This window comes from Chryseobacterium sp. ERMR1:04, from assembly GCF_001297705.1.
Classification (GTDB): Bacteria; Bacteroidota; Bacteroidia; order Flavobacteriales; family Weeksellaceae; genus Chryseobacterium.
Genome location: NZ_LIRF01000003.1, coordinates 1,107,735 through 1,127,888, shown reverse-complemented (window position 1 = coordinate 1,127,888; position 20,154 = coordinate 1,107,735). Strand labels below are relative to the sequence as shown.

Here is a 20,154-nt window from a genome sequence, read left to right as displayed (position 1 = left end):
ATTTCTATAATAATCATTGCGTCAACTAAGCTTTAAATATCAAATGTTTTTCAAATAGATCTCATCATCGCCGAAATTCCCAGACATCAAAATATCGTGATTCGATATTTCAGATTTACCTTGATTCGACTACAGCTTAATATTTGCGTCAAATCGCATTGCTACGTAAATAGTATATAGTGGAATTGAAGTAGAGCATCAACTTAACTTCATCATTAAGGATGATATTTTAATGCTAAGAATACAGCATTTATAAAAAAGAAATTTCAATAATTTTAATTTTTTTTGGTCTTAATTCTTCTACCGGTGTCTTTTGAAAAATTAGCGGCAGTTTTTGGCAATACAATTGATTTTGAGGTAAGCTTTCAATTAATATTGCCATTTTGCTTGCTTTTATACTATAATCTATAATTGCAGTTTACCTGCTTGAGAAGTATATACGCTATTTTGATAATCAATTTTTTCTGAATTATCTCTGCCTGAACTATCTTGTTATTATAAAATTGCCATTTATCTTATTTGTATAAACAGCTTGAGTGGTAATGATGATGATTGTAAATAAAGCAGTTCCTGCTTTAGCTAACTTTTACCATAGACGTCTAGGACTCTTCATGATTTATTCAACTATCAAATAAAATATCGAAAAGTTTTTCGTAAATATTAATACAGAATTTTTCTATTTGCAATTCGAAGTAGATTTTCTCGCTCCATCTTTTTTATAGCCCTAATAGTTGTTTCAACACATAAACCTGTTAATGATGCTAATTGCTGTCGTGTCATAGGAACTTCATAGGTGAATGGAGCTTTGTTTTCCTGCTCCTGTTTCATAAACTCCAGCACTTCTTTTAATCTTTCAACTGCACTGTGACACGATATTTTTTGAGTGAGAACAAATTTGCGGTAGAGATGCTTTGATAATGATCTGCACAGATCTAAATAATGACTTGGATTTTGATCTAAATAGTGTAGTAAACTTTTCCCGCATAATTTAATGATTGTACAATTCGTAAGAGCTACAGCATTCATAGGATATTTATTTTCTGTATACAGCATATATTCTCCTATAGCATTTTTATAAGTTAAAATACTTTGAATAAACTCTTTACCAGCGCTATTGTAATTATTTAGTTTAATATCACCGTTAACTAACTGAAAATAGAATTGAGGAGTTCCGCCTTCGCGAAATATATAATCCCCAGGTCTATAATTTTGTTCTGCTGCTCCAATAGAGTGCAGAAGTTCTTCTTTAATAAACATACTTTTAATTTTTTGTGGTTAATGATAAGGATTGACCTATATTCCCAGCAAAAAGGATCATCAGCGTATTACGGAGATCGTAATTTAGCTGTATGCTGCAATGTTTTTTAAAGCAACAATCTAGTGAAGGTGTATTGGAAAGTTCATGAGGAAATGGTGTAGTATCTCTTTTATAAATATATATGAGACGACTTCCCTATAAGAATTGCTGAAGCTCCATAATGGACTAGGAGATATTATAATTCATCAGCAAATTATATATAGCAAATATAATGCAAATCGTTTTTTATTATTATGTTTTGAATCATACTTTGGTATTTTTAAATTTTTATTTGTGTTAAATAGAATCAATTATAAAATATGTAATTAGATAAAGGTTCACCGTATAGAATGTTTGGATTTCTTTAATAAAATGTAATAGTTACCATAATTTCTGGAAAAATGATAATGCAATAAATAATATATAGTCATCTATTCGTCTCCCATTTTTCATCTATGATTATTATCATAGGACATACATATTGTATCACATTAATTTGTTCATAATAAATTATATGAGAATATGAAATACTTATTATGTTTCAGTCACTTGTCGTGGAACTTTGTTTATCAACGACCTCAACACCTTTTAACAAGGTTTTCAAAGGAGTATCAGGTATTTTATATTGAGGAACCAAAAATTGGAGATTCTGATACATATAAGGTCAACATACAAAATGGTATTTGTATTGTGGAATTGTTAGTCACAACCCAGGATGAAACTACCAATGGTAGAATCATAAATCTTATCGACAAACTTTTGGAAGAATATAATATTGAAGATTACATCTGTTGGTATTATACTCCCATGGCACTCCAGTTTACGGATAAGCTTAGCCCTAAAAAGATCATTTATGACTCCATGGATGAGTTATCAGCGTTCCGTTTTGCCCCTCCTCAGCTTTTACAATTTGAAGATGAGCTTTTTAAAAAGGCTGATATTGTATTTACAGGAGGCCATTCTCTTTATCAGGCAAAAAAAAATAGACATCACAATATTCATGCAATACCCAGCAGCATTGATAAGGCTCACTTTGGAAAAGCCCGGACCATTCTGCAGGAACCTTATGATCAAAAATCCATTGGGTTTCCAAGGTTAGGATTTTTTGGGGTGGTAGACGAACGGTTTGATATTGAACTCCTTCGTGAAGTTTCTGCAAAACGTACGGAATGGCAGTTTATCATTATTGGTCCTGTTGTTAAAATACATCCTGATGATTTACCAAAGGCAGAAAATATTCATTATTTAGGCCCCAAGAGTTATGCTGAATTGCCAATGTACATCGCATATTGGGATATTGCCCTAATTTTATTTGCATTAAATGAATCAACCGAATTTATTAGTCCAACCAAAACTCCTGAATATTTAGCGGCAGGAAAAGCTGTCATCTCAACTGCCATTAAAGACGTAGTACAACCCTATGGAAATGCAGGTTTAGTTCATATTATTGATGGTTCAGAATCTTTCGTAACTGCTGCAGAAGCAATATTTACAAATCCTGACAAGGATCATTGGTTGCGTACAGTAGATCATTTTCTGGAAGATGAATCTTGGGATCAGACATTTAATAGAATGAATGTATTAATTAATGAGGTGAAAGTTGTTAATATAAAAAAACAAATCAATCATGTATGATTTTTTAATAGTGGGCTGCGGTTTTGCCGGAGCGGTTTTAGCTGAGCGCTTAGCTCAGGAAGGAAAGAAAGTTTTAATTGTTGATAAACGCAATCATATTGCAGGAAATGCCTATGATTTTTATAATGAAGAAGGTATTCTCACCCACAAATACGGACCTCACATTTTTCACACCAATTCTGAAGATGTTTTCACATATTTAGGAAAATTTACAGAGTGGCGACCTTATGAACATCGTGTTTTAGGTAGTGTAGACGGAATGTTGGTACCTATTCCAATTAATCTTACTACGATTAATGAATTATATGGTAAAAACTTATCTTCAGATGAAGTAACAGATTTTTTAGCCACAAAAGCTGAAAAGAGAAATCCCATACTAACTTCTGAAGATGTTGTATTAAATGTTGTCGGAAGAGAACTTTATGAAAAATTTTTTAAAGGATATACCAAAAAACAATGGGATCTTGATCCGTCAGAACTTGATGCGTCAGTGACGGCAAGAGTTCCTACAAGGACGAATAAAGATGATCGTTATTTTACCGATACTTTTCAGGCAATGCCTAAAAATGGATATACTGAAATGTTTAAAAAAATGCTTTCACATAAAAATATCAGCATCATGTTACAAACTGATTATAAAGATATTCTTGATGTAATTCCCTTTAGAACATTAATTTATACAGGTCCGATCGATTCTTATTTTGATTATTGCTATGGAAAATTACCATACCGTTCTATTAATTTTAAGTTTGAAACACTAAATCAGGAAAATTATCAGGCAACTGGAACAATTAACTATCCGACCTCCAATCAATATACAAGAATTACAGAATTTAAATTCTTAACAGGACAAAGAAATGATAAAACGACGATAGTTTATGAATATCCGGCTGCTGAAGGCGATCCTTACTATCCAATCCCGAGAAAGCAAAATCAGGAAATTTATAGTAAATATAAGAAACTGGCAGAAGATTATCCCAATATCTTTTTCACTGGTCGCTTAGGAACCTACAAATATTATAATATGGATCAGGTAGTAGCACAGTCACTTGCACTTTTCCGTAAGTTGATAAATCAGAAAGAATATGTTCAGTAATGATTTTCTGCCATCAAATCTCAATCCTTTCAAAAGTTTTCTAATGGGTGGTTTTGAATGTGCAGATCAGCAAAATGCATTCGGAAACAGAGTAAACTTATACAAGGCTTCAGGACATGACAACTATTTGGAAGAAGACTATAATAACTTGAAAGTTTTGGGAATTGACACAGTAAGGGAAGGGATTCAGTGGAGCACCGTGGAAATTAAGCCCTATCAATATGACTGGACAGAAGTAGAACGTATTATTAAAATTTCTCACTCGAAAAATATGCAGGTGATTTGGGATATTTGTCATTTTGGTTATCCTGATGATCTCACGCCACTACATCCTATGTTTGCCAGAAGGTTTAGTAATTTATGCCGCGAATTTGTTGTTAAATATAGAAGTTTGGTTCCAGATGGATATTTGATTGTAACACCAATTAACGAAGTCAGTTTTATTTCCTGGTTGGGTGGTGACGTACGAGGAACTTCACCCTATTGTATAGGGCAGGGGTGGGAAGTGAAATATGCTTTGATGAAAGCCTATATTGAAAGTATCGAACTAATGAAAGCAGTTGATCCGTGCATAAGAATAATGGTAACCGAACCTCTTATTAGTATTGTAACCAGCAATGTAAGTGATGTTAAATCATTACTTGAAGCTGAAAATAAACATTTTGAACAATTTCAGGTTCATGATATTCTTTCTGGCAAGATGTGTCCCGAACTTGGAGGTAAGCCCGAATATCTAGACATTATTGGCGTCAATTATTATTACAATAACCAGTGGATTAATGAAACCCATGAATTTTTACCTTGGGCAGAAGAGCCCCCGCACCCTCTATTTCGCTCTCTGTATTCTTTAATTCAAACCGTTTTCACAAGATATGGGAGACCGATGATTATTTCAGAAACTAGTCATCCCGGAGAAGACCGTGCAAAGTGGATACGTCTTATAACCCAAGAATGTATTTCTGTTTTGAGAGCAGGAATACCGCTTTTAGGGTGTTGCTATTATCCAATAATTGATCGCCCTGATTGGGATGATTTAAATGTCTGGCATCACAGTGGGCTTTGGGATATTTTAAATCCAATTTCTCTAGCTAGAGAAGCAAATTTAGATAGTTTAAAAGCTTTCAATCAATTCAAAAAAAGTTTAGATATGTTTAGTTTATTTATTTAAACTTTGTATGAATCCTATCCAGAAGCTGTAAAGAGGTCTTTATTGATAAGCACTAAACCTTTTATAATCTTCACTTTTAGATATTATATGCAAAAGTTTTGATCATTAGGACTATATGTTGAGTGTTGCTCTTTATTATGCAGTTAAATTTATTTAATAAGTATGCATTATGACTTTGGTCATAGGGTGAGCTTATGTCTATTTGTAGTTTTGAAATACACCAAAATTGAATTATCATATAATTATGTATTGCCAAAAAATATTAGATGACTCTGTTATTCCAAATGCAGAGGGAAACTATATAGATTATAAGATTCTAATAGATAATGTATCCACAAAACGTAAATATAGTATGATAACTAATTAACATCAATGAAATTATGGAAAATGAAAAACCCGGATCCAATGCGAAGCTTGATCAACTTCAAAATGATACTATAGATAACAGTAATGAAAAACTGACGACCAACCAGGGGTTGAAGATTAATAATAATCAAGACTCTCTTAAGGCTGGGGATCGCGCACCTACCTTGCTGGAAGATTTTATCCTGAGAGAAAAAATTACACATTTTGATCATGAACGAATTCCTGAAAGGATTGTCCATGCCCGTGGATCAGGTGCACACGGAGTTTTTAAACTCACTAAAAATTTCGAAAAATATACCAAAGCAAAGTTTCTGAATGATATAGGTAAGGAAACTCCTGTTTTTGTAAGATTTTCAACTGTTGCAGGCAGTCGTGGAAGTACAGATCTGGCAAGAGATGTTAGAGGTTTTGCTATTAAATTTTATACTGAAGAAGGTAATTATGATTTAGTGGCCAATAATATACCGGTTTTCTTTATTCAGGATGCTATGAAATTTCCGGATCTGGTACATGCGGTGAAACCTGAACCCGATCATGAAATACCACAAGCTTCTTCTGCCCACAATACCTTTTGGGATTTTATTTCGCTAATGCCCGAGAGTACTCATATGATCATGTGGCTAATGAGTGATCGGGCAATTCCACGAAGTTATAGGATGATGGAAGGGTTTGGTGTACATTCTTTCAAATTTATCAATAGTGATGGTGCAGTCCATTTTGTGAAGTTTCATTTTAAGCCAAAATTAGGGGTTCACTCTGTTGCATGGCCAGAAGCACAAAAAATTTCAGGTAATGATCCAGATTTCCACAGAAGAGATCTTTGGGAAGCTATTGACAATGGTGCATTTCCTGAATGGGATTTTGGAGTACAGATTATTCCTGAAGAAAATGAACATGATTTTGACTTTGATCTTCTTGATCCAACGAAACTTATTCCTGAGGAACTTGTTCCTGTTGAAATCATCGGAACATTAACATTAAATAAAAATCCGGATAATTTTTTTGCTGAAACGGAACAAATCGCTTTTCATCCGGGACATCTTGTTCCGGGAATCGATTTTAGTAATGATCCTTTGCTGCAGGGAAGGTTGTTTTCTTATACTGATACACAACTTTCAAGATTAGGATCACCGAATTTTCATGAAATTCCTATTAACAGATCTATCACTACGGTTCATAATAACCAGCGCGATGGCCATATGAGACAACAGATTACCAAAGGAAAAGTGAATTATGAACCTAATTCGATTGGGGGTGGATGTCCTTATCAGGCAATGATGAAAGAAGGCGGTTTTGCATCTCAAGAGGAGGGAATATCAGGTCATAAAATAAGAGCTAGAAGTGAGAGTTTTGTTGAACATTATTCACAGGCAAAACTTTTCTATAACAGCCAATCGGAGCCTGAAAAAACTCATTTGCAAAATGCATTGATTTTTGAACTCTCTAAAGTCACCATTCCGGAGATAAGAGAACGAATGGTAGGTCAGCTAGCATTTGTGGATAAAAATCTAGCTCAATCAGTGGCCGATAAAATTGGTGTTGAAGTAAAGACATTATTGCAACCTAACCAAAGTATTCCTGCTGATACAGATTCTTCAGCTCTACAAAGTGAAGAAAGTGAAGGTAAAATAACTTCCTCTGAAGCTTTAAGCATGAAAAATACAGTAAAAGATACTATTGAAAGCCGTGTTATCGGTTTTATGATGACTGGTGGTGTCAATGCTTCTGCTACTGATGAACTGAAAAAGGAATTGGAAAATAAGGGAGCAGTAGTACAAATAATATCAGAAAATACATCACCTGTTATTGCTTCAGACGGGCAGCAATTTATTCCTGATCATTCACTTTCTACTACTTCTAGTGTTTGCTTTGATGCATTGTATGTATGCCCTGGAGATGAGTCAGTCAATGGATTAATCAAATCGGGTAATCTAAATATGACTGTAGATTTTATCAACGAAACGTACAGACATTGTAAAGCCATTTATTTTGGAGATGGGAGTGAACCGATTATTTCTTTATCAGATATAGCCAAAAAAAAACATACAGATCCAGCTATTATTACCTATAAAGATTCAGATACTCATCAACGGTTTATAGCAGCAATTGCCAACCACCGGGCTTGGGAGTTTGAAAAAGAAAGAAATGGATTAGTATGAAAATTTAAATTACTTCACTTAAAAATATTATTATGAAAAATACAGACAATAACGATGCAAAATCTGGAAAAAAAGTCGCTGCAAAATCTTCTGCCGCTGCTGGGCTTAGAGAACTGTTTATAGATGAGCTTAAAGATATTATCTATGCCGAAAGAGCACTCTTAAAAGCGCTTCCTAAAATGGCTAAAAATGCAAGTGAACCCAAACTCATTTCTGCGATCGAAGATCATGTAAAAGTTACTGAAGGACAGGTAAAGAGACTAGATGATATTTTTGAGATACTCGGTGAATCGAACCGTGGTAAAAAATGTGATGCAATGGAAGGTTTAATCAAGGAAGGTGAAAGCATTTTGGAGGAAACTGAGGCAGGACCCGTTCGTGATGCTGGAATTATTTCCGCTTCTCAGAAGATCGAACATTATGAAATTGCCTCTTATGGAACATTAGCTGCTTTTGCAAGAACTCTCGGTGAAGATGAAGTTGCATCATTGCTCGAAGCTACCCTTGCAGAAGAAAAAGAAGCAGACGCATTGTTGACAGATTCTGCTTATAATGCTATCAATTTTGAAGCGGCAGAAAATGATAAATAATTAATTAGTCCATAAACTGCAAACTGTAGTTTGTGGATTTTTTAAATAAAATATGGAGTAAAAAGACAAAATATTCAGATTGTAAGCAATAAAAATGATTCTTTGAAAATGTATGAAATCCAATATAAAAGATTAGTATGACTGATAAGATAAATCTGCTACTTCAAATAATCCAATAACTTATAAAATATCAAACCTATAAATTTTTATTATGAAAAAATTAATTGTAATGCTTTTAGCGACTACTGCAGTAGTAGGATGTAACAAAAAAGAAACAACTAAGGCTAATTACTCGGGAGACTCTACTGAAATGGCTTCTCCAACAGATTCAGGACTTGTAAAAAATGATTCTGCTTCAACTTCTCAGAAGGTTACTTCAACTTTAAATGATCAAGACAAAAAATTCGCTGATGCAGCAGCAAAAGGAGGAATGATGGAAGTCATGACAGGAGAACTTGCAGCTAAAAATGGAGCAAACCCCTCAGTAAAGGCATTGGGTGAAATGATGGTAACAGATCATGGCAAAGCGAACGGTGAATTGAAACAATGGGCATCAACTAATGCTTATACCTTACCTGAAAGCTTAGATGCCACACAACAGAAAACGTATGATGAGTTAAAAACAAAGAAAGGTGCCGAATTCGATCGTAATTACACAAGCCTAATGATGAGTGATCATCAAAAGACTATAGCTGATTTTAAAAAAGAAATAGCTGAAGGGTCTGAAACTTCTTTAAGAGCTTTTGCTAAAAAGACGCTGCCATCTTTAGAACATCATTTAATGATATCTGAAAAAGCTAAGGACGCTGTTAAATAAATAATATAAATATTTGATAATCCCATGTTGGGTGGGATTATCTTTTCTTATTGCATCTTAACCATTATTTTTTCAAACTTTCTTTTGGAAATTATCATTTTTGAACTGAAGAATAAAACCAAGTAATGGCAGAATGTTTATTTTAATAATTAAACTAGGTTAGGTGCTTATTCAAATCTAAAATATAAATGTACTATCGTATAAGTGTTGAATAAAATATAAGACCATGGATCATAGTGTTTTGTGCGAATTTGTTTTATATTAATATTTGCAATTTAAAGTATGAAAAAATCCAAATTACCATATACTACTGCAGTTCTTGTACTGGGTATTTCTTCAATAGCATTGTGTTGCTGTTATGGGATTCCCGGTATTCTTACTGGAATTGTTGCTCTTTTTCTTTATAAGAAAGATAAATTTATTTATGAAAAAGACAAGAGTAAATATAACAATTTTGACAATTTAAAAACAGGAAGAACACTTAGTATTATAGGGATTAGTATGAGTTCCTTGTATGTTCTTTACTTATTTTTAACTGTACTACTAGTTGGTAAGTCAGGACTTTCCAATCCCACACTTCTTATTAAAGAGATAGTGGATATATACAGCAAATAATTCAATCAAATTAAATTTTTAATATGACTTAAAATTGTTTTTTAAGTAAGTATACTATACATCAAATCAAAAATACAGGAATATGAAAGCAGCAGTTTTTCATTCGCCAGGTAATATTACCTGCGATACCGTAGAAGATCCGAAAATAGAAGATCAAAATGATATTATTCTCCGAGTGACCTCAACCGCGATTTGTGGCAGCGATCTTCATATGTATTCCGGAGGAATTCCACAGCCCCGCCCTATGATAATGGGACATGAGTTTATGGGAATTGTTGAAGAAGTAGGTAAAAATATTCATCATTTGCAGGCAGGTGATAGGGTGGTGGTACCATTTCCTATTGCATGTGGAGGATGTTATTTTTGTCAACATGACTTGCCATCAGCATGTGAAAATTCAAATATAGAGAATTATGGTCCGGAAGGAGGTCTTACTACCGAAAAGGGTGGAGGAATGTTTGGATATACTGACTTATATGGCGGATATAATGGTGGACAGGCTCAATATGTGAGGGTTCCCTATGCTAATTTCGGTCCTACGAAGGTTGCAGATTCATTGTCGGACGAGCAGGTTTTATTTCTCACCGATATTTTTCCTACAGGCTATACAGGTGTTATGTGGGCAGATCTTCAAGGAGGTGAAACGGTTGCTGTTTTTGGTGCAGGTCCCGTAGGATCAATGGCTGTAAAAAGTGCAATTCTTCATAACGCAAAGAAAGTTATTGTTATAGATACATTACAATATCGCTTAGATCAGATCAAAAACATTACGGGCTGTGAAACAATTTTATGGAAAGATGCCAAGCAGACTGTTGAAGAAATCAGAAGCATGACAAACGGTAGGGGTGCTGATCTGTGTATTGATGCCGTAGGTTTTGAACCTGACAGAAATTTGACAGATAAAGCTAAAGCTTTAGTTAATTTTGAAAAAGGATCTATCAAAGTACTGGACGCATGTATGAGTGGAGTACGACGTGGTGGGTTTGTTTCAATATTAGGGGTTTATCCCATGAATTACGATAATTTCAGGGTAGGTCAACTTTTTGATAAGGGTATTACACTAAAGGCAGGGCAGTCTCCAGTTCATACAATTATTGATAAATTAATGAAGTATGTGGAAACCGGGCAGGTAAAGCTAGATGATATAATAACACACCGACTCTCACTTAATGATGTTGCAAAAGGGTATGAGATATTTGATAAGAAGCAGGATGGATGTGTAAAAGTTGTTTTGGACCCTTGGAGATGAGGTGATATAACTTATTACAAAAGCTATATTTTTTGACAATTAAAAATTATTCTAATGGAATTTATGCAGTCGTTGTTGGATTACATCGGTGAGGCACTGAGAGATGCTGATGAATCAGTATCTGTAGCGGAAAGTGTTACTTCAGGTTGCCTCCAGTTTTCATTTTCGCAGATGAAAGAAGCATCTGAATTTTTTAAAGGCGGAATTACTGCCTACACTCTTGAAGAAAAACTTAAACTTCTTAATATAGATGAAGAGAAAGCGAGAAAGTGTAATTGTGTTTCGAAAGAAATGGCGGAGGCAATGTCACTTAATGTTGCTAAATTATTCAATGCAGACTGGAGGATATCCATAACAGGATATGCAACTCCTGTAAAAGAGTCTGATGAGAAAATTTTTGCGCATTTTTCATTTGCCTATAAAAATGAAATTGTTCTATCTAAAAAATTGGAACTGCATTATAAAACAGAGGCTTCAACAGCTCAGCTTTATTACGCAGAATTTATTCTTGGTTGTTTTAAATGTCAACTCAATCAAATGATTATATTAAAATAAGTCTTCATTGTATGCAGGCAGTGTTTGAAAATTATAAAAGTGAATTTTTACAAATGATACGCCGTTTAACTGAAGTTATATGATTCTCATTTTGGTTAATCATTTTAGAATCGGCGCAGTTAGTTTTCAGCAATTTTATCACTGATTATCCTTCAATTGGGTTAAGAAAAAAAGGATCTCGGTATCTAAACAATTAGAGATTTCTTATGGTGAAAACTAAGATAAAAATTTTATAAAAAATAAAATATGAAACCTAAATTAATTACAGGTGTTCCCACCCATGAAAAAGGAAGCTTCCACGATACTGAAAGTTACCGACTGTCTAAAGAATATCAAGAGACGGTTAATCAGTACAAAAGCCTGAAAAATCGTTTATTGTCTGTGAATTATTGGAATTATTTTACAGATGGAGTTGGTGCAGACTTTAAGCTACATGATAAAGAAGGAAATTTAAAAAAAGGATTACCTGAAATTGGAGATTTTATTAGAATTGATATTCCGGGACCTGGAAATTTTGAAGCGAGAGGATTTGATTGGGTTCAGATTACAGATATGTATGAAAAGGAATTTGAAAATGATGAGATTTTGGAACAGCTACTATTGGAGTGTAGGCCTTCAGCACTACCGGGTAAAATAAATGCACACATCGCACATTTCTATACTTCAGATGCGACTTCCACATTCATCATCTCCCGAGGGAAGGATTTTATAAAAATAGGTATTTACGGCCGCAACGAAACACCCAATATGGATGCTCAGATCGCAGACAAAGCAAGAAATTTGACAATTGCATTGGGAGGTATGGTGGGGATCTCAAAAATTCAGTGGAAAATTTTAGTCGATGCATTAGTTGAATTTTAATATTACAAATTCTTGTATTGATTTGAAAATAAGATATATAAATAGTAGTCTTTTAGAGAGATATAAGTAATACAAAAAAATACTATGGAATTAAATAAAGTTCTTTTAGAAGAAATAAATAAACATTTCATGAGTTGTGATCAGACGATTTCCATTGCAGAAAGTGTTACTTCGGGTGCCATTCAGTTAGCATTTTCGGAAATGACCAATTCAAAGCTATTTTATAAAGGTGGTATCACATTACATACTCCTGATAAAATAGTGAAACTGTTGAAATTAGATATTTCTGAGATCAAGAACTCTAACTGTGTCTCTTGTTTTATCTCGGATAAAATGGGACTTTATGCATTTAAAATGTTTGAAAGTGACTGGTGTATTGCTACATCAAGATACTGCATCCCGCAAAGGCATTCCGTTTTTGAGATTTATACTTATTATTCGATTTTATACAAAGGAATGGTTGTTTTTTCAGATAAACTTGAACTTTGTTATAATGATAATAAGCTGGATTCTCTTGATGTCAAGTTATATTATACCGAACAGATTTTACAAAAACTTCTTGAGCAGATACAGCTTAAGCAAATTGCAAATAGCAAATAAATTTCTGACTGATCAAAATAATTTAAATCTTGTAAAGTGGAATATATTATGAGTACTACAATTTGTTTAAATCAAAACAGCATCTGACTGTTTTTTTAGTGCCAGATGCTAAGTGTAAGTTAATTAAATCTAAAAAAATGTTGTAATTAATAAATATTAATCGCCAGCATGTATTTTAAAACTGAATTTTAAATGGCCCCTCAAAATAGGTTTTATATGTATCAACAAGATTTCCTTCCTGATCGTATACACCAATCTTTAAGTTTTGTTTAGATAGTTTCATCTGTTTTTCAGGAAAACTTATATTAATAGTTCCTTTAACAATTTTGTCTCGGTCAACTGGTATTTTATGAGAAGCACTAAATGAAATTTCACCATTTTGAGGTTCTAATATTCGAATAGTAACGACTTTCTTATCATTTGTTTTATTCAGAAAAGTATAGTTATAAGTGTTGGTAATCTTTCCATCCCTAACAAAAAAGGTGCTGCCCGCAGGTTTAATAAATTTAGCCTCCATATCAGCACGACTATAGAGCAGGTATCCAAGTGATAATTGTAGGGAAATTAAAAGGATAACAAAACCTTTCATACGAGCATTAAATTTTACTGGTTGTCCAGTTTCTATTTCCTTTTCTGAAGCATATCGAATGAGCCCCTTGGGCAAACCTACTTTATCCATTACTTCATCACAGGCATCAATACAAGCCGTACAATTAACACATTCAAGCTGTTGGCCATCTCTAATATCAATACCGGTAGGACATACAACGACACATTGATGACAATCAATACAGTCTCCTTTTCCTGCTGCTTTTCTATCTTCCCCTTTTCTCCATTTCGCTCTGTTTTCACCACGTTTAAAATCATAAAATACATTAATGGTCTCTTTATCGATCAAAACGCCTTGTAACCTTCCATAAGGACAAACCAAGGTACAAACCTGTTCTCTAAACCATGCAAAAACAAAATAAAATGCAGCTGATAAGAGTATCATTACAATAAAATTGGTGGGATGTTCAAAAGGTCCTTCCAGTACAATTCTGAAAACTTCTTTATATCCAACGATATACATAAACATAAAATGGGTAAAGATTAATGAAAGTATAATGTAAATTGACCATTTAAGGGCTCTTTTCCATATTTTTTCAGTATTCCATTCCTGTCTGTTTAGTTTCATCTGTCGGTTTCGATCCCCTTCAATAGCATACTCTATTTTTCTAAAAACGTTTTCCAAAAAAATTGTTTGTGGGCAAATCCATCCGCAAAATATTCTTCCAAATGCTATCGTAAAAATAATAATACATATCAAAGATACAATCGCACCTAATGTGAGTATGAAAAAATCCTGAGGATAAAAAGGCTGACCTGCAATAAAAATCTGACGGTTGATAACATTAAATTGTAATGCCGGATTACCATTTATCATTATAAAGGGTAGTGTAAAGTAAAACAGCAGTAAAGAATAGGCTACAATATTGCGGTAATTGGTATATCTACCTCTAGGTTTTTTAGGAAATATCCACTTTCTTTTACCTGATTGCTCCATGGTACCAATAGAGTCCCGATAGGTTTCTGGCTCTAATACCTGACCTTGGCCCCCTTTGAATTCAGATGTAGTATTATCTTCCATATGTTTTTTATATTAGTGCTGCTGAATTGCATACCACTTAAATGTTTATAATTATTCTCTTAATTATCATTTACTCTTTAAATTTTCTTTAATATGACAAAATAGATCCTTCTAGCAATTTACTTTCAATATCAAAACGGGATTCATGACAGGGACAGTCCGACCAATGTTTTGCACGATTCCCTGTAACATTATAACCTGTGTGGGGGATACGGGACTCGAGAGATATAATTCATTTTTTTAGTGGTGGTAGGTGGCATAAGTTATATTCTAATGCTTTACTATTCTTCCTTCTTCCTTATGTCTAAAAGTATGATGCATTATAATGTTATTGATATCGGCAATTGCTCCACCTGTCGTTCCAAATCCGGGATTTTCCTTTTTAATCAGAAGACAGCTATGAGCCCGATTCTATAGTTTCTTTATTAAAGTTGCTCCTGTTATTCAGATATCTACAGTAATGGGGTCTGAAGAAGTCTTGATCTAGGTTTGTAATTCATTCTTGTAGACCTTTCTTTACTAAAAGCTTTATCGTTTCCATCTCAATTCATACTATCATTTTAATGATTGGTGATAAAAGAAAAGTGCCGGAATACTTTTAGCAGTCCGGCACTTTAGTAATTGTAATTATCTTTTTCTCGTTAAGGCTCCATAAATGAACAAAACAATAATTGCTCCAACAACAGAGATTCCTATGGTTCCTAAATCCCAGGGATTTCCATCATCTCCAATTCCGATTGCACCCGCAATAAAACCTCCAACCATCGCACCAACGATTCCGAGAAGAATTGTTATGATCCATCCTCCACCTTGATTACCCGGCATTAAAAACTTGGCGATTGCCCCTACAATTAATCCAAAAAGGATCCATGCTAAAATTCCCATACTATTAATTTTTTATGATAATAATTTATTTTTTACTACCAAGTAAAGAACCAAATGTGTACCAATTTTATCATATTTCATCAACAGAAAATTAATAATTATAATACTATGATTACAGTCATAGAGGGGATTTTTATCATTCGTAAACCTGAAAGTTTGTTAATAGATTGTGGATTAAGTCGTAACGGTTTGCAAAAATTTAGTATACATTGTTTGCTGATCTTTGTATGAGTCTGTCAACTTCTATTTGGAAACCTAGTTTCTATTCATTAGGCAGTTTATACAGCATAGGTACAGTAATACCGCCCTCCATAAGATTTTCATCATCGTGATGCGACGTTGGCAACTTAAGGTAATATTGCAATTGCAAAATCACTGTTGTCATTCCCTAGGATGTTATGCTTAATTCTAAGATTTACATCACCGAAACGAGTCTTAATTAGGGTGTTACCTGAAGCCTGATCTTTTTCCTTTTGTCTACCATAGGTCTGGAAACCAATCTGTATAGCGGTAGTTCTCTTGTAAGACCTATCTTTAAGTTGGCCTGATGATCAATAAAGTATGGTTTTTTTGTAATTCTGCAGTTTCTCTTATCAACCTAACCATGTCAGTTTCGTACTGAAAATGTCCTACATCTACCGATAAGAAGATTCAGTAGTATCAGGACGATCCAGTCTCCATTTTTCTCATCTGAGCTGTTGGAACAGGGTTGAAAAGTGAATAGTTTTTGAATGACTCTTGTTGCGCTAAGCAGACAATAGGTAGGAATAAAAGACTCAAGCAGCATATCAATAGGGGATGACTGTACTTCATGGGTATAACTTTAATAAGTAAAAAAGCATGAATGAAAGATAAAGTAAATTGCGGAAACCTGATTTTCTAAGTACTACTATTTATATAATAGAAGGATTGACCTAGCTTTTTATAATGGCTCAATTTATGTAGTGTATCAATAACACCAAATTTAGATAATATGTATAAGAAAATGATTGCTGGCTTAGGAGGCGCTATTGCCCTAAACCTATTACACGAAATTATTAGGAAAAACTTTGACAATGTTCCCCAAGTACATAAAGTGGGACAAGAGGCCTTAAATAAAGCGTTGAACAAAGTAGAGATGAAAATAACAGATCATGATCAACTGTATGCTGCTACCTTAGCAGGGGATGTTATAGGGAATGGCTTATATTATGCTACCACTGCTACCACAGGATTTAGTATCGCTTCGGGGGTCACGGCAGGATTAGGAGCAGTCCTGTTGCCTAAGAAAATGGGACTCGATGATTCTCCAGTTGCAGAAACCAATCAAAAGAAAGTCATGACGGTTGTTTATTATCTTTTTGGGGCAGTAGTAACAAAATTAATCTATGATAAGATAAAATAATAGTTAGTCTCGTATTATTTTATATCTTTTAAAGCGATCAGCGTTTGATAAATTATAAAAAATATAAATAATTAACTCCAAAGTAATAGTACTTTGGAGTTAATTATTTAATGAAAGTTTTTGTATCAAATTATGGTTGACCGCTTCCACCGGCTGAACCATAGATCTGTCCTGTTGCAAAACTTCCATCATTATCTGCAAACTGTACAAATATAGAAGCTAATTCTGCAGGTTGTCCTGGTCTTCCTAAGGGGGTATCCTCACCAAATTTCACTAAGTTTTCTTGAGTCTGACCACCACTTACTTCTAAAGCGGTCCATACAGGTCCCGGCGCTACACCATTTACTCTGATGCCTTTTGGTCCTAATTGTTTCGCTAGAGATTTTACGTAACTGGTAGTTGCTGCTTTTGTCTGTGCATAATCATATAAGTCAGCTGAAGGATCATAAGCTTGGACGGAAGATAGTCCAATAATACTGGAACCTGGTTTCAAATGTGGCAATGCAGCTTTTGTGATCCAGAAGGGCGCATAGATGTTGGTTTTCATTGTTCTATCAAAATCCTCTGTAGTGATATCCAGAATGGATTCATTTGTTTTTTGATGACCTGCATTATTTACCAATATATCCAAACCTCCTAACTGGTTGACCGCTTCAGAAACTAATTTCTGACAAAATGCTTCATCCCTTATATCTCCCGGTATGGCTATGGCGTTTCGGCCTTCTTTTTTTATTAATTCGATCACTTCAATAGCGTCAGATTCCTCATCTGGCAGGTAATTGATAGCAACGTCTGCACCTTCTCTGGCGAATGCAATAGCGGCAGCACGACCAATACCAGAATCTCCCCCCGTTACAAGGGCTTTTCTACCATTCAATCTCCCGGAACCTATATAACTTTCCTCTCCGTGATCGGGAACAGGATCCATTTTACCGGCTAATCCGGGAAACGGCTGGAGCTGTTTGTTAATGGTGGTTGTGGATGTTTAGTTGTGGGATCTTCCAAATGGGTTTGTCCTTCGTTTTTTAAAGTTTCTTTATGTTCCTTTTCCTGATCATCTGATAAGGTAGCGGGGTTGATAAGAGTTGCTAATTTGTCAATTGCTTCTCTTCTTGTAATTTGTTCGTCCATATGTGATTGTGATTTGATGTTATAAGATATTATTGATTCATAATATAAGCAATACCTATTCCAGTAATTGAGAGTAATACATATAAAATAGTGCAAATATTTTTGTTTTGATGCATTAAAAATTTTTTTATAAAAATTGCCCTAGACAATCCACTTAACCCTCTCAGTAAATATTGCTAAATCCAGGTGTCGTTAATCATATATATCGAAGCCCAATGTAAATGTGATGTAGGTCACATAATAGATTGTTAAATACGGCCGTACTTTGTGGTACTATTTACAGAAAAAGTAACGAGGAATGGCAAGTATACCTTTGGCGAACTGATGAATAGAGACTTTATTTTACATATCTACGAGTATACTCGAACTTAAAATGAAATATGATAAGTCTGAAAAAGATGAGTTCATCATTATATGGTAGGGAACCAAGTATAATAACTCTTCGAATAATAAAGTGTTATATATAAGAAAATTAATAGTTAAATGATTATGAAAAAGATAAATTCTTTCAAATTTCTATTTTGCAGTATGGTATGGCTAGGAGTTCAGTATACCAAGGCACAAAGTTTACAAAATGACAAGGTGGGTGATATCTATGCAGAAGATATCAAATGGTCGGCGTTTCCATCTTTTCCTCCAGAAGCCCGACTTGCTGTTTTGATTGGGGATCCAAAGAATGAAGGTCCTTATGTGGTAAGGGTGAGACTTCCTTCCAATGTCGTATTAATGCCTCATAAACATCCTGAAGCGAGAGTGTATACGGTTATTAGCGGCGTATTTTATATTGGTATTGGAGAAAAGTATGATCCGACAAAATTAAAGGCTTATCCGCCGGGAAGCGTGTTTGTACTTCCTGCTAATACACCTCATTTTCATTGGGCTAAATCAGGAGGCTATGAAACACAGGTGAGTGCGTATGGTCCATTAGGTATTAGCTATATAAATCCTTCAGACGATCCCAGCGGTGAAAAAACAAAATAGTTGTATACAATTGGTTAGAGTAGGGGGTTGCTATAATCGATAATACAGGTTCTATTGTTGTTCTTGTCATTCTTTATCTGATGTATATTTCATATTATTAAAACATAGAAAATTACCTACTACAATCAGTATCCAGACAGGGGAAGCGAAAATAAGTGAAAAAATAAAAGTGGGTATTATTCCTTTTAACCCTGCTGTTATCATGTTATCAGAGGGTAGCCTGATTGCGATCGAAGTAAAAATACAGGCTACTAGCATAGAGGCGAAACCAGTAACTACGGCTGTAAAAACTATTTTGCTTTTGGTTGGTTTGTATTTTTGCTTGTTTGTTGTAAGAAAAGCAAATGCATAAATCGCAGTAGTACCGAGTGAAATTAGAAAACGGTAAATGATGGAGGTATCTGCTAGAAATGCTAATAAGACCAAATTTCCTATGATCAGATTGAACATCACACAAACGATAAATAACGTTACATTTTTATTCATTTTTTTCGGTTATCTAATTTTTTATTAAGATATACAAAATCCATGTGCCCTAAAAATATTCGAATCGTTAGTCAATGGGGAATGCGTGACTACAAAATAATCATAATTTTTTTTGTAAGAAACATGATTCAGAGACAATCTTTGCTGGGCCATCACATAGCCCTGAATGCGTTTTGGCTCCTGAATTTGCAGTGTCTCATTATTAAACTTTCATATTCTCCTTATTTATGTCTGTGAATGATGCTCTTACGTAAAATCGTTTTTGAGATTTATTCATATCTCTTATCAATAAGAATCGACTTGGTGATATGAAGAAATTTTAGCTAAAAAGTTCAATATAATTTCTAAAATTAAACCTAGTACAGATGTTTGATAGAAATAATCCAGGCGTGCTCTAGTGACAAACCGATTGAAAGCTCTTGGAAAAATTCACTTGAAGGATTTGCTTTTTTATAAAGTTCAAATGCTTTTTTAAAATTTTGTTTATTTCGATATTCAATTCCTAGACTATGAGTTGCAGTTGTTGATCCTTCATTCATCGCCTTTTCATATAGCTGCATTGCTAATTCTATATTTTTTTCACAATATAAATATTCGCCGTTGCTTAAATAGTCGGCATATTTTTCTTAACCAATCTATGCTTATTTTT

21 protein-coding genes are annotated in these 20,154 nt (G+C 34.1%); 13 read left to right on the top strand and 8 right to left on the bottom strand.

The window, feature by feature from the left end; genetic code table 11:
- Positions 1 to 250 precede the first annotated feature (250 nt).
- Entirely contained in the window at positions 251 to 382 is a 132-nt protein-coding gene (locus AMQ68_RS25795; RefSeq protein WP_262483892.1) for a hypothetical protein, read from the bottom strand.
- A 278-nt stretch (positions 383 to 660) separates the two neighbouring features.
- Positions 661 to 1,257: a Crp/Fnr family transcriptional regulator gene (locus AMQ68_RS05170; protein WP_054509521.1), complete on the bottom strand. Its 597-nt coding sequence runs from the start codon at positions 1,255 to 1,257 to the stop codon at positions 661 to 663.
- Between the two features lie 562 nt (positions 1,258 to 1,819).
- Here AMQ68_RS05170 and AMQ68_RS05165 point away from each other — a divergent pair.
- The 11 genes from AMQ68_RS05165 (at position 1,820) to AMQ68_RS05115 (ending at position 13,008) form a co-directional block, all read left to right on the top strand.
- Entirely contained in the window at positions 1,820 to 2,932 is a 1,113-nt protein-coding gene (locus AMQ68_RS05165; protein ID WP_054509520.1) for a glycosyltransferase, read from the top strand.
- Positions 2,925 to 4,028 (top strand): UDP-galactopyranose mutase, encoded by a 1,104-nt coding sequence (gene glf / locus AMQ68_RS05160; RefSeq protein WP_054509519.1) that lies wholly within the window; start codon positions 2,925 to 2,927, stop codon positions 4,026 to 4,028. Before AMQ68_RS05165 ends, glf begins: the two co-directional genes overlap by 8 nt.
- The gene (locus tag AMQ68_RS05155; RefSeq protein ID WP_054509518.1) at positions 4,018 to 5,196 is read left to right on the top strand and encodes a hypothetical protein; all 1,179 of its coding nucleotides are present in this window, start codon (positions 4,018 to 4,020) and stop codon (positions 5,194 to 5,196) included. Before glf ends, AMQ68_RS05155 begins: the two co-directional genes overlap by 11 nt.
- Positions 5,197 to 5,576: 380 nt before the next feature.
- Positions 5,577 to 7,721, top strand: coding sequence for a catalase (locus tag AMQ68_RS05150; protein ID WP_054509517.1), 2,145 nt, complete (start codon positions 5,577 to 5,579; stop codon positions 7,719 to 7,721).
- 32 nt (positions 7,722 to 7,753) lie between these two features.
- On the top strand, positions 7,754 to 8,311 hold the full coding sequence (locus AMQ68_RS05145; protein ID WP_054509516.1) for a ferritin-like domain-containing protein: 558 nt from the start codon (positions 7,754 to 7,756) through the stop codon (positions 8,309 to 8,311).
- Between the two features lie 211 nt (positions 8,312 to 8,522).
- Positions 8,523 to 9,128, top strand: a complete 606-nt coding sequence (locus tag AMQ68_RS05140; protein WP_054509515.1) for a DUF4142 domain-containing protein — start codon at positions 8,523 to 8,525, stop codon at positions 9,126 to 9,128.
- A gap of 282 nt (positions 9,129 to 9,410) precedes the next feature.
- Positions 9,411 to 9,743, top strand: coding sequence for a CCC motif membrane protein (locus AMQ68_RS05135; protein ID WP_054509514.1), 333 nt, complete (start codon positions 9,411 to 9,413; stop codon positions 9,741 to 9,743).
- 82 nt (positions 9,744 to 9,825) lie between these two features.
- Positions 9,826 to 10,992, top strand: coding sequence for a zinc-dependent alcohol dehydrogenase (locus AMQ68_RS05130; protein ID WP_054509513.1), 1,167 nt, complete (start codon positions 9,826 to 9,828; stop codon positions 10,990 to 10,992).
- Between the two features lie 54 nt (positions 10,993 to 11,046).
- Positions 11,047 to 11,547, top strand: coding sequence for a CinA family protein (locus tag AMQ68_RS05125; protein WP_054509512.1), 501 nt, complete (start codon positions 11,047 to 11,049; stop codon positions 11,545 to 11,547).
- A 246-nt stretch (positions 11,548 to 11,793) separates the two neighbouring features.
- Entirely contained in the window at positions 11,794 to 12,408 is a 615-nt protein-coding gene (locus tag AMQ68_RS05120) for a hypothetical protein (RefSeq protein WP_054509511.1), read from the top strand.
- A gap of 84 nt (positions 12,409 to 12,492) precedes the next feature.
- Entirely contained in the window at positions 12,493 to 13,008 is a 516-nt protein-coding gene (locus tag AMQ68_RS05115; RefSeq protein ID WP_054509510.1) for a CinA family protein, read from the top strand.
- Between the two features lie 175 nt (positions 13,009 to 13,183).
- Here AMQ68_RS05115 and ccoG read toward each other — a convergent pair whose 3' ends face one another.
- Both ccoG and AMQ68_RS05105 read right to left on the bottom strand, forming a co-directional pair.
- Positions 13,184 to 14,638, bottom strand: a complete 1,455-nt coding sequence (gene ccoG / locus AMQ68_RS05110; protein WP_054509509.1) for a cytochrome c oxidase accessory protein CcoG — start codon at positions 14,636 to 14,638, stop codon at positions 13,184 to 13,186.
- Positions 14,639 to 15,265: 627 nt separating this feature from the next.
- On the bottom strand, positions 15,266 to 15,523 hold the full coding sequence (locus AMQ68_RS05105) for a GlsB/YeaQ/YmgE family stress response membrane protein (RefSeq protein ID WP_054509508.1): 258 nt from the start codon (positions 15,521 to 15,523) through the stop codon (positions 15,266 to 15,268).
- A 973-nt stretch (positions 15,524 to 16,496) separates the two neighbouring features.
- On the opposite strand from AMQ68_RS05105, the gene AMQ68_RS05100 reads away from it, so the two are divergent.
- The gene (locus tag AMQ68_RS05100) at positions 16,497 to 16,907 is read left to right on the top strand and encodes a hypothetical protein (RefSeq protein WP_054509507.1); all 411 of its coding nucleotides are present in this window, start codon (positions 16,497 to 16,499) and stop codon (positions 16,905 to 16,907) included.
- A gap of 130 nt (positions 16,908 to 17,037) precedes the next feature.
- Here the strand turns inward: AMQ68_RS05100 and AMQ68_RS05095 are convergent, their stop codons facing one another.
- Entirely contained in the window at positions 17,038 to 17,835 is a 798-nt protein-coding gene (locus AMQ68_RS05095) for an SDR family oxidoreductase (RefSeq protein ID WP_082383984.1), read from the bottom strand.
- Positions 17,836 to 17,843: 8 nt separating this feature from the next.
- The gene (locus AMQ68_RS25875; protein WP_082383983.1) at positions 17,844 to 18,038 is read right to left on the bottom strand and encodes a hypothetical protein; all 195 of its coding nucleotides are present in this window, start codon (positions 18,036 to 18,038) and stop codon (positions 17,844 to 17,846) included.
- Between the two features lie 489 nt (positions 18,039 to 18,527).
- Here AMQ68_RS25875 and AMQ68_RS05090 point away from each other — a divergent pair, with 489 nt between their 5' ends.
- The gene (locus AMQ68_RS05090) at positions 18,528 to 19,019 is read left to right on the top strand and encodes a cupin domain-containing protein (protein ID WP_198408875.1); all 492 of its coding nucleotides are present in this window, start codon (positions 18,528 to 18,530) and stop codon (positions 19,017 to 19,019) included.
- 66 nt (positions 19,020 to 19,085) lie between these two features.
- Here AMQ68_RS05090 and AMQ68_RS05085 read toward each other — a convergent pair whose 3' ends face one another.
- Both AMQ68_RS05085 and AMQ68_RS05080 read right to left on the bottom strand, forming a co-directional pair.
- Entirely contained in the window at positions 19,086 to 19,505 is a 420-nt protein-coding gene (locus tag AMQ68_RS05085) for a hypothetical protein (protein WP_054509506.1), read from the bottom strand.
- Positions 19,506 to 19,861: 356 nt separating this feature from the next.
- Complete coding sequence (locus tag AMQ68_RS05080) at positions 19,862 to 20,065, bottom strand: hypothetical protein (protein WP_054509505.1); 204 nt, start codon at positions 20,063 to 20,065, stop codon at positions 19,862 to 19,864.
- Positions 20,066 to 20,154: the final 89 nt, after the last annotated feature.

Excerpts from the sequence above, each read along its gene's own strand:
- AMQ68_RS05130 (WP_054509513.1), top strand. The coding sequence starts at position 9,826 with ATGAAAGCAGCAGTTTTTCATTCGCCAGGTAATATTACCTGCGATACC.
- AMQ68_RS05150 (WP_054509517.1), top strand. The coding sequence starts at position 5,577 with ATGGAAAATGAAAAACCCGGATCCAATGCGAAGCTTGATCAACTTCAA.
- ccoG (WP_054509509.1), bottom strand. The coding sequence starts at position 14,638 with ATGGAAGATAATACTACATCTGAATTCAAAGGGGGCCAAGGTCAGGTA.
- AMQ68_RS05120 (WP_054509511.1), top strand. The coding sequence starts at position 11,794 with ATGAAACCTAAATTAATTACAGGTGTTCCCACCCATGAAAAAGGAAGC.
- AMQ68_RS05080 (WP_054509505.1), bottom strand. The coding sequence starts at position 20,065 with ATGCAGCTATATGAAAAGGCGATGAATGAAGGATCAACAACTGCAACT.
- AMQ68_RS05155 (WP_054509518.1), top strand. The coding sequence starts at position 4,018 with ATGTTCAGTAATGATTTTCTGCCATCAAATCTCAATCCTTTCAAAAGT.
- AMQ68_RS25795 (WP_262483892.1), bottom strand. The coding sequence starts at position 382 with ATGGCAATATTAATTGAAAGCTTACCTCAAAATCAATTGTATTGCCAA.
- AMQ68_RS05115 (WP_054509510.1), top strand. The coding sequence starts at position 12,493 with ATGGAATTAAATAAAGTTCTTTTAGAAGAAATAAATAAACATTTCATG.
- glf (WP_054509519.1), top strand. The coding sequence starts at position 2,925 with ATGTATGATTTTTTAATAGTGGGCTGCGGTTTTGCCGGAGCGGTTTTA.
- AMQ68_RS05085 (WP_054509506.1), bottom strand. The coding sequence starts at position 19,505 with ATGAATAAAAATGTAACGTTATTTATCGTTTGTGTGATGTTCAATCTG.
- AMQ68_RS05135 (WP_054509514.1), top strand. The coding sequence starts at position 9,411 with ATGAAAAAATCCAAATTACCATATACTACTGCAGTTCTTGTACTGGGT.
- AMQ68_RS25875 (WP_082383983.1), bottom strand. The coding sequence starts at position 18,038 with ATGGACGAACAAATTACAAGAAGAGAAGCAATTGACAAATTAGCAACT.
- AMQ68_RS05125 (WP_054509512.1), top strand. The coding sequence starts at position 11,047 with ATGGAATTTATGCAGTCGTTGTTGGATTACATCGGTGAGGCACTGAGA.
- AMQ68_RS05170 (WP_054509521.1), bottom strand. The coding sequence starts at position 1,257 with ATGTTTATTAAAGAAGAACTTCTGCACTCTATTGGAGCAGCAGAACAA.
- AMQ68_RS05165 (WP_054509520.1), top strand. The coding sequence starts at position 1,820 with ATGAAATACTTATTATGTTTCAGTCACTTGTCGTGGAACTTTGTTTAT.
- AMQ68_RS05090 (WP_198408875.1), top strand. The coding sequence starts at position 18,528 with ATGAAAAAGATAAATTCTTTCAAATTTCTATTTTGCAGTATGGTATGG.
- AMQ68_RS05145 (WP_054509516.1), top strand. The coding sequence starts at position 7,754 with ATGAAAAATACAGACAATAACGATGCAAAATCTGGAAAAAAAGTCGCT.
- AMQ68_RS05100 (WP_054509507.1), top strand. The coding sequence starts at position 16,497 with ATGTATAAGAAAATGATTGCTGGCTTAGGAGGCGCTATTGCCCTAAAC.
- AMQ68_RS05095 (WP_082383984.1), bottom strand. The coding sequence starts at position 17,835 with ATGGATCCTGTTCCCGATCACGGAGAGGAAAGTTATATAGGTTCCGGG.
- AMQ68_RS05105 (WP_054509508.1), bottom strand. The coding sequence starts at position 15,523 with ATGGGAATTTTAGCATGGATCCTTTTTGGATTAATTGTAGGGGCAATC.
- AMQ68_RS05140 (WP_054509515.1), top strand. The coding sequence starts at position 8,523 with ATGAAAAAATTAATTGTAATGCTTTTAGCGACTACTGCAGTAGTAGGA.